Genomic DNA, 13,116 nt, shown 5'->3' on the forward strand with positions numbered 1-13,116 from the left:
TTTAAATATTTTCTTTATTCTCAACTTCATAACTTCCCATCTTCATTTTATCATTTTTTCTGCTATTCCCAGCCTCATAACTTCATAACCTCATATCTTCATTACTTTAATGCGAGGAGGGGGAGTTGAACCCCCATCCCTTACGGGGCTGGATCCTAAATCCAGTGCGTCTGCCAGTTCCGCCACCCTCGCGTAAAACCATCAGCTCAAGATTTAAGCGCCAGATCAGAACGCTAAAAACCATGTAGAACTGATCATCAAACGCAGAGTATAACGATCTTATGCTAATTATACCCTAAATGATTGTAATGTCAAGTAAACCGAATTTCGGGGTTTTTGCTGAAATCTCGGCAGTTTTCATCACTGTAATCATCAGTGAATCGCTGTAATCGAAGATTTCTTGTATTATACAGAAATCTCGGCAGAATTATCTGAGGGTTACTCCTATAATACCATTATGCGTAGGATATTCCTGAAGGAAATTGTAGTCATAGTGAAGATAAAATATGCCTAACTTAAGGGTGAAACCGGCCATTGCCCGGTGTTCATTCTGGGCTGACATTGTGACGTTTATTTCCTCGGTTTGAGGTACGGAACCTCCCCCGGATTCCGGGATCTCATACTCAAAATTATAATGGAAGTAGATCTTTGTCCCTTCCAGGCCGACCCCGATAAAAGGCTCAAAGACGATCAGGTTCTTTGATACCAGGAATTGAAGGTTCCAGGTTTGGCTGCTTAGGATATCTGTTCCGGTGGAGTCGATCAAGTGGAACCACTGCATGGCGCCGCCGATCGCCAGGTCAATGGGAAGCGGGATGGTTTTCATGAACGGCAGTGAATTTAGGTTCTGCTTGAGCCCAATACCCAGGAAATGTATCCGGGTGTCCTGATAAGTATAAGGAATGTATCGGATCGCTGCTTCGGTACCGAACATAAGGCCGACATTGAGCTGAGGCATGACAAGGGGAACACCGGAAACGTTAAAGCCGCCGGGTATAAACGGGGGGATACCGCGGGCATTTTCAGATGCCGGTACATCGGTCCGGTTATCCGGTCCGACTATCGTGCTCACGCTGTCAAGAAAGAGCGTGTCGTATACGAGCACACCACTTTCAAGCGAACATACGACAACTTCGGCTTGATTGAATATCTTTGCCATCTCGGGGATCTGGATCCACATGGCGCGGACGCCGAGATCGAACCCGAGCAAACTGTGGCTGGTTGCGGAATGGAACAAACCAGTTGAGATCCCGGTTCCAAATGCGGTAACTATGGGTTGGGTATAACCTTCAAGCAGGTTCTGGCTTACGCTCTTGATCTTTTCGGCAAGCGAGGACTGCGCCTGGATGACCGGCGTCAGGCAGAAAAAGCCAATGACCAGCAATGTAACTGATAATGATGCGCGAGTTTTCATTTCATACCTCCTTTAAAAGCTGCGGGGCCGACGAGACTCGAACTCGCGACCTCCTGCGTGACAGGCAGGCGTTCTAACCAAACTGAACTACGGCCCCTGTCGCAATTATATTCATTATCGAATATTAGTCAAGGGGAGTCGATTCTTTGACCTTGACTACGCCTGTGATTTTATTATATTATTTAAATAAAATGACAAAGAAAATAAAAAAGAAAAAAGCAACGGGAAAAAAGTCCAGGTCACCGCCATTCAATTACTGCGACTACCGCTGTGAACGGTGCGCCGAGCAGGAAAACTGCCGCGTCTACAAGGACGACCGTGACCGCATGCTTGAACACTATGTCAAGGGCGAGGACCCGTATGATCCCAAGGTCTTTGCCGATGATCTGAAAGAGATCTTTGAAAAAACCAGTAAAATGATATCCAGAATGGCAGAAGAGGAAAATATCGACCTCGGCGCGGTCCCTGAGGAAGAGGTCCCTAAAGCCGATCCTGATTCGTATATCATATACCGCCTGGCCCATCAGTACTGCATGGACGCCCACGCGCTGGTAAAGAAAAAGCGGCACGAAGGGATCCCCCAGTGCATCGAAGAGGAATGGGGCGATTTCGTTTGGTATCATACGCTGCTGCCAGCCAAAACAGCAAGGCTGGTTTCCGGCTTTATCGATGATGACCTGGAAAGGGAATGGCGCAAGGCTGAAGAGGACGGTACGATCAGCGTCATCGTGAAAAGCATCACTCTTTCCCGACAGGCATTGCAGGTCATGCTTGACGAACTGCCCGATGATCTCCATGATATCGCGGATCTCCTTGAGCTGCTGGGCCGGTTCGAAAAACAACTGCAGACCGATATGCGACAAAAGGTCGGCGGGGAAACCTTAAAAAATAAGTGACCGATCATTGAAGAAACAATTTTCTTCGCAGCCGCGCAAAGCCAAAGTGAAAGGTAAGCTCAAAGCGCCCGACGGAATAACATTCCTGGGGACGGGCGGCGCGCGTTTTGTCATCGCCAAGCAGCTGCGGGCGACCGGCGGCATGTTGTTCAGGATCGGCGGCAAGAACGTGCTGGTCGATCCGGGACCGGAGTCGCTGTGCCGGTTGCTTTCATACGTGCCGGGAGTGACGCCTGATAAGCTTGACTGCATAATTTTGTCGCACAAGCACATTGACCATTCGGCCGATGTCAATGTCTACCTGGACGCGCTATCCGAGGGTGGCTTTAAGAAGCGAGGGCTACTGGTGGCTCCGCAGGACGCGTTCGGGCAAGACGGCGTGATCTATAATTACCTGCTGGATTTCATGAAGGAAATAAAGATCATAAAACCGGGTTTGTCATTCACGCTCGACGGTTTGGAATTCACATTTCCTGTCCGGCACGATCACCGCGTCGAAACGTATGGTTTTAAACTGGGATACGCCGGATATGCGGTGTCATACATAACGGATACGCGTTTTTTTAAGGAATTGATCGATGCTTACCGGGCGGATATCATTATCATGAACTTGATCAAGCTTGAGCCGTCCGATATCGATCATCTGTCCGTGCCAGACTGCGTCGAACTGATAAAAGGCATAAGACCAAAAGCCGCCATCATCACGCATTTTGGCATGACCATTATCAGGGCTGGTCCATGGAACATCGCGCGTCAGCTGACGAAAGAAACCGGGGTCAAAGTGCTTGCGGCCGAGGACGGCAGACACTACGAGATAAGCAAGCTGTTAGCTACCTAATCAAAATCCCCCTTCGTCCCCCTTTTTAAAGGGGGATAAGAGGGGGATAAGATTTTTTAGGATGTGAGTATATTAAATTATATTTTCACGACCTTGACCGTGTGCGTTTTCCCACTACAGTCGGCTTTCAATATATAAGCGCCGTTAGGCAGCGGCCGGCCGGCATCGTCCTTGAAATCCCACTGAATTATTCTGTTCCCGGTCGTTGAGATCCCCGACCATAATGTCCTGACCGATTGGCCCAAGCTGTTGTAGGCGACAAGGTTGACCGGTGAGCGTATCGATACATTCATTTCGATCACTACGGAATTACCAGACGGGTTGCCCCGGACAACGAGCCGGTTATTAACCGCCGCCTGTTGTCGCTGTTCAGCGACCGCGTAATTATGGCCCGTCGGTTTGAGGAACGGGTCGCTAAGCAGGGTCATGCCGTAATGCCAGCATAGCTCATCGAAAGTCACGCCGTCCGATGTGATATATGTGAACCAGTCCTTGAACGCTTCTCCCAACGTCTTTTGCTGTGAAAGCGGTTCATAGAAGTAATAAAATTCAAGCATGCTGCCGGTTTTTGTCGAACCCACTTCGCCCAGACCATAGCTTTGGTTGAACATCGACTGGCCGCCGCCATACCCACTTGTGGTGTAGCGCGAGAAGGAGCATGCAAAATGGTTGTAGAAATTAGCCGGGGGGTTCTGCGACGCGTACTCAGAGGAATAGTAGTAGTCATAGCTGCCGCCGTTATTGTAGACGAACTGATGCAGGTTGGGCGACGAGTGGGCAAAGAGCGCGACCCAGGCCATGGGCGTGTTGAGCTTGACACGGTAGATCGCCGCGCGCGTGGTCTCTTTATCCCAGTAATTCATTGTATCAGGATAGAGCAGAGAGACGTTTGCCGACCATTCGGGCCCCCAGTAGTTCCAGTCATCGTCGCAAAAGACTAAAGCCTGATGCTGGAGCGCTAGAGTATCATAGCGATAAGCGTTGTTCTTTCGGAAATAATTTTTTAAAGTCACGGTATCCGTGCCGATCCCGGTAGGTGTCAAGCGTCCGATAAAGATCTCGGGGTTGATCTCGCCTTCATGACCGTCGAATTTACCGTTACCTGCCGCCATCGTGTCCAGCCACGTGCCGTTGAGGTCCATGTAATACAGGTCCATGGGAAAATCCGCGTATCCATAGGTGTTGAAGTCATCGGCGACCTCGAACCATGCGACCGGCAGACTTCCGACCAACAACGCGCCTTCGATGTTATTTGTATTATACTGGCTCTGCAGGAAAGTGCGGAGCGATTCGGGCGTGCCTCCCGTCATCTGGAAACTGTAGATCGTGTAGCCTTCATACTGAAGGTTGTCAGTAAGCTGGTCGAGCGCGCCGATCAGCGCCGCGGCGATGCTCTGCTGGCAGATGATAACAACATTGCCCTGCCGTCCGTCGCCCTGAACAAATCGGTCCTGTAACCACGAGAAGGTTGTATAAGGGTGCTGGTTGATCCAGTCTTCATACGTTTCCGGATGCGAGCCTGGCGGGCCTGCCCAACGAAGCAGTGGGATCCGGGAATAATCAGCGGCAAAAGACAATGTAATTGCTGCTGTTAACAAAATCAAAATTGATGGTTTAGTATTCATGCAATCTCCTTTTTTAGCGAATATATTTAATGTTTTGAACATGGTCTTTATTGCCTTTTAAAATATGCACGAAATAACTGCCTGAAGAGACCTGGATACTTTTTTCATCTGAGCCGTCCCAAACAAGCTGATACTTGCCCTGGGCTGCTGTGGTATTATCGAGCAATGTTCTTACCAGACGACCCGCCGCGTCATAGATAGTTACCTTGAGCGGAGCGGAGATTTCTTCGGCAGCTACATTAAAGGGGATCGTGACATTGGTATTGCCCGAGGCAGGATTAGGGTAGATTCTGCCGGCGGATTTTATCGCATAAGTGCCTTTTTGATCCTCGACCCCCGAGGTATAAGCGTAAACCACCACGTAGGAATCGCTCGAGCTGCCGTAACGTACGATAATGATCTCATCACGGCCGTCGCCGTCCAGGTCCTCAAGGGTCCCGTTTCCGTAGAATCCGGTTATCAGCGGGCTTTCGTATTCCTGGGTATGCGTTGACGCATCGTAGACCCTGAATCTGCCGTAATAAGAAGGACTGGAATAATAATAACCTGCGATGACAAGTTCGCCCGCGGCATCATTATCAGTAGTCAAGGGAACGAGCATGCCGTTGCCGTCGATATCGCGGGGGTGGAACACATTGAGGTAGTCATACCCGGGAAATGATATTGTCCAGGCGGAAGTGTAATTGCCATTGTAGAACATGAAGGCGCTGCTGGAACGCGCTTCCAGTTCGACCAGGTTATCTGCGTCAATATCAAAGCCATAGGCACCGCCCCATCCGTATTGCCCGAGGTTCGGGCTGGTCCATTCAGCGGTGTACTGGGCAAAGCAAAGGTTGGTAAATATTAATACTACCATAGTTTTTATATTGAATTTCATATAACCTCTTTTTTGTTTAATCGATCTCAGCATATATTGTTTACAGCAATAAACAAATTTAGATTCTTCGCTTCATTCAGAATGACAGATTCAAGTGTCATTCTGAGTTTCGTGAAGCTAAACGAAGAATCTGAGATTGCCACGCGACCTGCGGTCGCTCGCAATGACAGAACGGTGGTAATCCCGTTTGCTGCAAACAACAGCAGCATCGGGGCGGAGGGATTTGTCGAGTTCCGCACGACTTGTGCGGGACGCAGATCCTGTTTCTACCTTCATTAGATAAAAGAAACAGGGAACCCGCGACTACCCTAACTTATCCCCGTACGACTTCTGTAATCCATACGCCTTCAATTCGGGGCGGAGGGATTTGAACCCACGACCCCATGGTCCCAAACCATGTGCGCTAAGCCGCTGCGCTACGCCCCGTAAACTTCAGGTTACAGATCCAGTACCTTGATTATTATATACCTAATTCAGCATGTGTCAAGGAAAGGAAGTTCTCGACTCTCTCGACTACGCTCGAGACAAGTCCGCTCGAACGGTATTCAGTTTTATAGACACCCCTCACCCTTACCCTCTCCCACAAGGGGAGAGGTAATATTATGGAAGATTGGGAGGCAAAATACATGGACTCCCGTTGGAATTGATCCCGTACCATGATATGGAATAGGAATGACAGGTGAAAAAAAATGGATTCCCGCTGGAGTTTACCCCGTACTCTGTCTGATACGGGGCGGGAATGACAGCACCGTGGAATTAAAAACCGATGGACCAGTCGATGGTCCAGTGCGGCTGGCTGGTCGCGAGGTCTTTGTACAGGAACGGAAAATTAACAGAGACCGGACCGATTGCGATCTTCAACCCCGCGTCGTAAGCGTCGCGCAGACTTCCGTCGCCTGCGGTTTGATCACGATATATGCCGTAATCTCCGAATAAACGGAACGGGATGTTCCGCGGTAGTTCCAAACCAATGCAGTACAGTTCGCTGGTCTTGATATGCTGCGTCTGATAGCCGTTCATGTTGCCATCGCCGGTAATATGTACGTGTTCCTGGGGCGAGAGGTAGCCCTCTTGGCTGAACACGAGGTCTGCCAGCTGCGATATCCTTAGTTTCCCGGCCAGGAAAAACTGCTCCTGGCGGGGAGCCGTGCCAAATATCTTTCCGCAGAACAGGCGGGCCTGGACCGGTATCGGGACCGATTTTATTGTCGATACTTCAAGAAAAGCCTTCGCGTAGGTGTAATCGCCGTTCACGGACCGGTCGGTCAGTGATAAAGAGACAACTACGGACAGATCTTTCGCGATGACCTTCACAGAATTGTCCAGGATCATATTCTCGCCCAGATCCCAGTCCAGAGAATCCACAAAATCGAACGAATTCAGACGGTAGTAAGCCAGGTTATTTTCTATCGCGATCGATCTCTGGGTTGAGAAAGGGATGCCCAGGTTGGTCATAAAACCGCCTTTTATCTTGTCCTCATTATGGGAATTAGAATACTGGGCAAAGATCCGCGAGCGCAAGCCCTTTTTAAATATCACCGGTGTCTGGTAGCTGAAATTGGGATAGAATCTTCTACTTTTTGTGCCGTAAATAAGACCCGCGATCCACTGGTGACGACCCTTGACAAAGTCAAAATCAATGAATTCGGCACCCGCCAGGTACAGACCGGGCGTGAAGCCGTTGTCATCGCTGTACCACAGGTAAGGGCAATAAAAGATCTGGTAGGCATCGAACGACGGCAGGGCAAGGATCGGTTTTATTTCAATACGCCGGGGATAATAGTTATTGTAGTAATTCGTCTCGAGCGCGTAGCCGTAGGGATCGATGTGGACGCGCTTGACTTTTTTTGCGGGTGCGCAGTCGATGATCATTGTCTTATCGTGCCCATCGACGTGGTAGATCTGGCCGCCAAGCTCGGTCTCAATGAATACATCGACCGGCACGGGGACGTCGCCGCGGTTGACGATCTCGACCGTGCCTCCGCTTACGCTTTTTATATACCAGTCGCAGAACTCGGTCGTATTGAGAAAACCATGAAAGAACGGCTGCAGGTCCTGCTGGCTGACCGATTCGCACACGGCGATAAAATCAGCGCTCGATGGATGTTTGTACGCGTACTGCCCGTAATATGTCCGCATGATGCTGTCGAACATCGGGCGTCCGAGCATGCCCTCGAGATTTTTCAGCATCAGACCGGGTTTGGCATACGCGGCATTAACGTAAGCCAGCGGGAGTTCAGTGAACTCGTAGCTGGGTGTGAGTACCGGTTTCTCAAGGCCGTTCGTTTGAGTGAGGTAATAAAATAAACGCTGATAATATGGTTCGGTGAGCGGCGGCAGGAAAGGCGATTTCAACAACGATCCCTGCTCGCCATATTTATCTTCAAAATAGCGCATTTCGACGTAAGTGGTGAAGCCTTCGTCGAGCCAGGCTTCGTCGGTCTCGTTATTGCCGATCACACCGTAGAACCACTGGTGGCCGATCTCGTGGGCAATGGCCTGTTCGAAAACGCGCGTGATAGGATCTTCGTCTAAGCCAATGATGACCAGTTGGGGATATTCCATGCCGCCGCCACTGGAGGCGTATCCATCCACGATACTCAAGGTTTTGTACGGGTAAGGACCGAACCATCTTTCGTAACGCTGGACCGCGTCGACCGCATACGTGGACGCGTTCTTCCATTTTTTACGGTCCTTAGCCGTAAAAAAAACGTCGATCGAAATATCACCGACCATCGTCTGCTCGACGTGAAAATCAGGGTCGCACACCCAGGCGAAATCATGGACATTCTCGGCGCTGAACCGCACGGTCTTGCGACCGGCCGAAGGTGGTTTTATATCATCACGGATCAGTGAACGCGTGAATTCCACGTCGGCTGAATCCACCCGTTCACCCGTGACCGCGATCACGTAATTGCCGGGCAGCTCGATCGATACGTCAAACTGGCCGTACTCACCGTAAAATTCGCCCAGCGCGTGATATGGGTCATTATGCCATCCGGCCTGGTCATAAACACACGGTTTTGGATACCATTGGGACATCTCAAAGTGATCCTTGCGGTAGCCCATCCGCGATGTAATGCGCGGAATCTTAACGCCGCAATCTATACGCATGGTCAAAGAATCGCCGGGCATCAGCGTTCCGGACAGGGCTACGGCCATGATCGTTTCATTGATCAAGCAGGACAGGGACTCATCGTTTGCGGTGATGCCGTAGATGTCTATGAAGCTGCGATCCCTGACCGGTACATCCATTATCGTTGAGAAGGAGATCTTTTTCATTTCCCGGGCGAATGTGGTGTTATCATCGCGAAAAGCGTTAGGGTACAGGTGGAAGTATATCGTGTCCAGGGGAGAGGGTGAATTATTGTGATATGTGACATACTCTATACAATTCAAAAACTTGCGCTCGGTGTCGAGGTCTGCGCTGATCGCATAAGAGACGTACTGCTGCCACGCCGCGGCCAGTACCAGGATCAGGATCATCGCGTTAATTATACGGATTTGATTGGAATATTCAAGGGTATCCCGCCGCAGGACTTGACATCCCGTGAATCAGTGGTTATAATCCGGAAAAGGAGGCAATTCATGAATAAAAACATCGGTATTAACGCATGCGCGCTGTTGTTCATTGTTATATGCTCGGTAAACCTATCCTTTGCCCAGTGGATCCCTCAAAACCTTCTGGTAATGCCCGGCCAAAGTTATTATCCGGAGATCGTTGACGTGAACAACGACAGCATTTATGACATCGTCTCGCACTGCAATCCTGGCGGAGTATGGTTATGGGCGAGCGACGGCGGTTACTTGCCAAGCTGGACGCCGCTGGATACGATCACCATGCCGGGTATCTATATGTTTTGCGCTGCGGCCGGTGATTTCAACCAGATCTGTTGTTCTGGTCAGGTAAGGATGGCGCTTAAGGCCTGAGTCCGGTTACTGGAGCGGGAATATCTTTACGTAAGTTTTTTGTTTGAGTTCTTCAATGAGCCGGTCGTAGTGTTTTTGCAGTTCCTGTTCATACAGGTATTGGTAGATCCGTTCCCGCAGTTCGTCGAATTCAAGATGCTTCTCCGGCGTCTTTTCCCGGGCATAAAGCAGGTGATAACCGTAGGGCGTTAGGATCGGTTCGCTGACCTGACCCTGGGCCAGGTCTTTTACCACTTCGTCGAACGGCGGGGTCAGCTGGTTCACATAAAAATCGCCCAGGTCAACGTTAGGATCCATTGAATTGATCTTTGCCAGGCTGTCGAAATTCGCGCCTTGTTCGATCTGTTCCTTGATCCGGCGGGCCAGGTTGGCGACACGGATAGTGTCGGCTTTTGTCGTCTCGACCGTGAGCAGGATCTGCCGTGCCAGGACCCAGTCTGGTCCTTTGTTCAGCACTTCCACGATATGGTACCCGAGGCGAGTGGGGAACGGCTGCGAAACGACCCCGGGTTTGAGCGAGAAAATGACCTTTTCAAATTCCTCGAGCGTTTCGCCTTTCTTGATCCTGCCAAGCATGCCGCCCTGCCGCTTGGAATTTTCATCTTCGGAAAATTCCTGGGCTATGACGCTGAAATCTCCGCCGGCCAAGATCAGTTTGTATACTTCGATAGCCCGGTCGAACTGCTTTTTCAGGGCATCCTCGCCCGGTCTGATGACAAGGAGGATATGGGCGAGCTTTATCCGGCCCGGCATGAACGCGATCGAATCTTTGTTCTGGTCGTAGAACCGGCGGACCGCGATCGGCGATATCATGATCTTGGTGCCCCATTTTTTCATGATCAGTTCCTGCATTAGCATCTTTGTCCGCTGGCTTTCCTCGGCGTTCTTTTTGATCTCCTCAAGGGTAATCCCGCGTTCTGCAAGCCACTTATAAAAATCGGCCTCCGACGGGAAATTCTGCTTGATGTTCTCGATGATCGTCTTTACGCGGCTTTGCAGCTCATCGTTGGAGATCCCGATCGATTCCACTTCCGCCTGCACGACCATGAGCCGGCTGGCGATGAGCTCGTTGAGGACATAGGTCCTGATCTCCTCATCGGTCCCGAACATGGTCTTTGCGGCCGGATCGCTGGCGATGTACGCCGAGTTGGCGGCGACCTCGCTTTCCAGAATGACATCATCACCGACAATGGCGGCGACCTGGTCGGCGAGCGCGCCAAAAACAATAGACAGGAGTGCGATCAGCATCGGCATCGCTGGATCCCCCGGTGTTGTATCCTTATTTCTTGAGCGGCGCCAGGTCGACCGTGATCTTGTATTTTGTCTTAAGACTGTCTACATAGGAGCGCAGGAATTCCTGGTATTTCTGCGACATCAGGTAATTGTAGATCTGGGAACTGTACGTGTTGAAATCGACCTTGGAAAACATTTTTTTCCTGTCGACCATCTTCACGATAAGAAAGGTTCCCTGGACATAAGGGATGATGCCGGACAATTCGCCGGGCTGCATCTTGAAGATCTGCTCCTCGACGGCAAAATCACCAAGACTGCCGCGCGGGATGTAATCGGTGACCACTCTCGGGTCGGCAGGGTTCTCAAGCCTGGTCAGGGAGCGTTCCCTGGCGATCTTGAAGAAATCCGCACCTGATTTGATCTCCGCCAAAGTCCGCGCTGCAAGCTCATAGTTCTGAAGGACGATCTGACCGAGCTTGACCGCGTACAGGAATTCGTCATTATGCAGGTCGAAGTAGTTCCTGACGTCCTGTTCGCCCACGGCCGAGCCGCCGAACTCCCGGCGGACGATCTCCATTGCCAGCAGGTTCTTGCGATACTGGCTAATGACCAGTTTCACCGAATCTTCCTTATCAATGCCTTTTTTCAGGGCCTCGAGATACAGTATTTCCTGTTCTGCCCAGTTGTCAAGAAAGGCCTTGATATTGTCGTCCGAAAGCTTGCTGAGCTCTGATTCGGGAACGTATTTTCTAAGTTCATCAACGGTCAGGACCGAACCGTTGATCCGGACCAGTATGTCGGTGCTCTTTTTTGTGCATGTCGTGATGACCGCGCAGAGCATCAGGCAGGCAATGAGCCCGGTACGCACAAAAGATCTCGGTGTCATTTTTCCTCCTTCTTTGACATCAATTCGCTGACCGCTTTTTCGTTCAACTGGGGATTGTACTTCGCCCGCAGTTCGGTAAAGAGCGTCTCGCGCAGGGATGCGATCGTATTTTCACGGATCTTTGACGAGACTTGAGTGTATACGTCCTGGAGTTTTTTATCCTTGTAGGTTTCCGGATGATCTTTGAAGTATTTAGTGACCATCGCGGAATCGATAACGATCTTTTCAAGAACATTGTCAGAATAGAACTTCTGGTAAAGCAGCGTGTTCAGGGCGCTGCGCAGGTCGTTCTTGATCTTGGGCAGATTTTCGGCTTTCGTTCGGACGGCTTCTTCGTAGAGCAGGTCCGGAAGAAGAGCGCGCTGGACAAGGATCTTGGGGTCGATGCTGGAACGCTGGTATTGGTAACGGACCGCGTCAATGATCGAACGGACCCTGACGATGTTCGTATCCTTGCCGGTCACTTTTTTCACGATCCAGGTATCGAGGTCCTTGTCGGTGATCAACGAATCTGGTTTTAAAAGACTCGCGAACCCTTCATCATTATATTCCACGTGGGCCTTGTCGATGAGCGCCGTCGTAAATTTCTCGCCCAGTTCCAGGGCTTTTTCGCGCAAAAGTGAGCTCTTGATGCTTTCTTTGACGTCATCGAATTTCGGGGTATCAGCCTTCTTGTGTTCGATAACCTTCAGGATATAGAAGTACTCGCCGAAGAGGATGGGTTCGGTCGTAGTACCGAGCTTTGCTTTCTTCACCGCTTCGAATATCTCGGGCGGCAGCGACAGCGCGGAAAAAGAGCCGATGTCGCCGTTCGCCGTTAAAGTGTCCAGCGAATATTTCAGGAGCGAATCGAATTCGATCCCGCGCTTGAGTTCCTTCCCCAGGAACGTTGCCAGCGATTCACTGGGCAGCACTATCTGCGCAAGGTGGTACTGGTCCATGTACTGGTTATACAATTTCTTCGCGTCGTAATCCGAGATCTTGATCTTGTCGATGACCTGTGCCTCGTAAAAACCGCGGGTGATGATATCTTTGCGGTTCGTTTCATAAGCCGCGGTCACAACCGGGTCTTTTTCATACCCCTGTTCCCGCGCCGCGTAGATCACAAGCATCTGATTGACGAATTCATTGATCTTTTCGGTCCTTTTTATCGAATCGTCGGTAGGAGCGAACTGGATACGGCTGTTAAAATCATCGACCGTGTATTGCTCTTTATTGATCGTAAGCAGGACCTTATTGTCGACACAACTGGCAAAAATCGATAATGCCAAACACAGTGCGAAAACGTATTTTAAGTATTTCATGATGTAAGCCTCCTTGACCGAAATTATACACAATCTCGGCATAAAGTCAACCCCGTCTTCCAATTCCCCTCCCCCTTGATGGCAGCATTAAAGATTAAACCCTCACCTTATTC

General features: G+C 50.3%; 10 protein-coding genes and 3 tRNA genes. 3 read left to right on the plus strand and 10 right to left on the minus strand.

The window, feature by feature from the left end:
• Positions 1-110 precede the first annotated feature (110 nt).
• From VF399_11265 to VF399_11275, 3 genes are all read right to left on the minus strand, one after another.
• Positions 111-192: transfer RNA gene (locus VF399_11265), tRNA-Leu, on the minus strand.
• 235 nt (positions 193-427) lie between these two features.
• The gene (locus VF399_11270; protein HEX7320920.1) at positions 428-1,414 is read right to left on the minus strand and encodes a DUF6588 family protein; all 987 of its coding nucleotides are present in this window, start codon (positions 1,412-1,414) and stop codon (positions 428-430) included.
• Positions 1,415-1,436: 22 nt separating this feature from the next.
• Positions 1,437-1,511: transfer RNA gene (locus VF399_11275), tRNA-Asp, on the minus strand.
• Positions 1,512-1,605: 94 nt separating this feature from the next.
• On the opposite strand from VF399_11275, the gene VF399_11280 reads away from it, so the two are divergent.
• Entirely contained in the window at positions 1,606-2,310 is a 705-nt protein-coding gene (locus VF399_11280) for a hypothetical protein (protein HEX7320921.1), read from the plus strand.
• A gap of 7 nt (positions 2,311-2,317) precedes the next feature.
• Positions 2,318-3,148, plus strand: coding sequence for an MBL fold metallo-hydrolase (locus VF399_11285; protein HEX7320922.1), 831 nt, complete (start codon positions 2,318-2,320; stop codon positions 3,146-3,148).
• Positions 3,149-3,225: 77 nt separating this feature from the next.
• Here the strand turns inward: VF399_11285 and VF399_11290 are convergent, their stop codons facing one another.
• From VF399_11290 to VF399_11305, 4 genes are all read right to left on the minus strand, one after another.
• Entirely contained in the window at positions 3,226-4,773 is a 1,548-nt protein-coding gene (locus VF399_11290; protein ID HEX7320923.1) for a hypothetical protein, read from the minus strand.
• A 13-nt stretch (positions 4,774-4,786) separates the two neighbouring features.
• On the minus strand, positions 4,787-5,650 hold the full coding sequence (locus VF399_11295; protein ID HEX7320924.1) for a FlgD immunoglobulin-like domain containing protein: 864 nt from the start codon (positions 5,648-5,650) through the stop codon (positions 4,787-4,789).
• A gap of 352 nt (positions 5,651-6,002) precedes the next feature.
• Positions 6,003-6,076: transfer RNA gene (locus VF399_11300), tRNA-Pro, on the minus strand.
• 330 nt (positions 6,077-6,406) lie between these two features.
• Entirely contained in the window at positions 6,407-9,136 is a 2,730-nt protein-coding gene (locus tag VF399_11305; protein ID HEX7320925.1) for a M1 family metallopeptidase, read from the minus strand.
• A 102-nt stretch (positions 9,137-9,238) separates the two neighbouring features.
• On the opposite strand from VF399_11305, the gene VF399_11310 reads away from it, so the two are divergent.
• Positions 9,239-9,580: a hypothetical protein gene (locus VF399_11310; protein HEX7320926.1), complete on the plus strand. Its 342-nt coding sequence runs from the start codon at positions 9,239-9,241 to the stop codon at positions 9,578-9,580.
• Between the two features lie 6 nt (positions 9,581-9,586).
• Here the strand turns inward: VF399_11310 and VF399_11315 are convergent, their stop codons facing one another.
• From VF399_11315 to VF399_11325, 3 genes are read right to left on the minus strand one after another with little or no spacing between them, the layout of a single operon-like run.
• The gene (locus VF399_11315; protein HEX7320927.1) at positions 9,587-10,834 is read right to left on the minus strand and encodes a peptidylprolyl isomerase; all 1,248 of its coding nucleotides are present in this window, start codon (positions 10,832-10,834) and stop codon (positions 9,587-9,589) included.
• Positions 10,835-10,859: 25 nt separating this feature from the next.
• A complete protein-coding gene (locus tag VF399_11320) occupies positions 10,860-11,699 on the minus strand; it encodes a peptidyl-prolyl cis-trans isomerase (GenBank protein HEX7320928.1) in 840 nt (279 codons plus the stop codon).
• Positions 11,696-13,003, minus strand: coding sequence for a peptidyl-prolyl cis-trans isomerase (locus VF399_11325; GenBank protein HEX7320929.1), 1,308 nt, complete (start codon positions 13,001-13,003; stop codon positions 11,696-11,698). Before VF399_11325 ends, VF399_11320 begins: the two co-directional genes overlap by 4 nt.
• Positions 13,004-13,116 lie beyond the last annotated feature (113 nt).

Source organism: bacterium (genome assembly GCA_036382775.1).
In the GTDB taxonomy this organism is placed as follows: domain Bacteria; phylum Hydrothermota; class Tepidihabitantia; order SM23-42; family JAOAFX01; genus DASVHD01.

Excerpts from the sequence above, each read along its gene's own strand:
- VF399_11270 (HEX7320920.1), bottom strand. The coding sequence starts at position 1,414 with ATGAAAACTCGCGCATCATTATCAGTTACATTGCTGGTCATTGGCTTT.
- VF399_11280 (HEX7320921.1), top strand. The coding sequence starts at position 1,606 with ATGACAAAGAAAATAAAAAAGAAAAAAGCAACGGGAAAAAAGTCCAGG.
- VF399_11290 (HEX7320923.1), bottom strand. The coding sequence starts at position 4,773 with ATGAATACTAAACCATCAATTTTGATTTTGTTAACAGCAGCAATTACA.
- VF399_11295 (HEX7320924.1), bottom strand. The coding sequence starts at position 5,650 with ATGAAATTCAATATAAAAACTATGGTAGTATTAATATTTACCAACCTT.
- VF399_11305 (HEX7320925.1), bottom strand. The coding sequence starts at position 9,136 with ATGATCCTGATCCTGGTACTGGCCGCGGCGTGGCAGCAGTACGTCTCT.
- VF399_11310 (HEX7320926.1), top strand. The coding sequence starts at position 9,239 with ATGAATAAAAACATCGGTATTAACGCATGCGCGCTGTTGTTCATTGTT.
- VF399_11315 (HEX7320927.1), bottom strand. The coding sequence starts at position 10,834 with ATGCCGATGCTGATCGCACTCCTGTCTATTGTTTTTGGCGCGCTCGCC.
- VF399_11320 (HEX7320928.1), bottom strand. The coding sequence starts at position 11,699 with ATGACACCGAGATCTTTTGTGCGTACCGGGCTCATTGCCTGCCTGATG.
- VF399_11325 (HEX7320929.1), bottom strand. The coding sequence starts at position 13,003 with ATGAAATACTTAAAATACGTTTTCGCACTGTGTTTGGCATTATCGATT.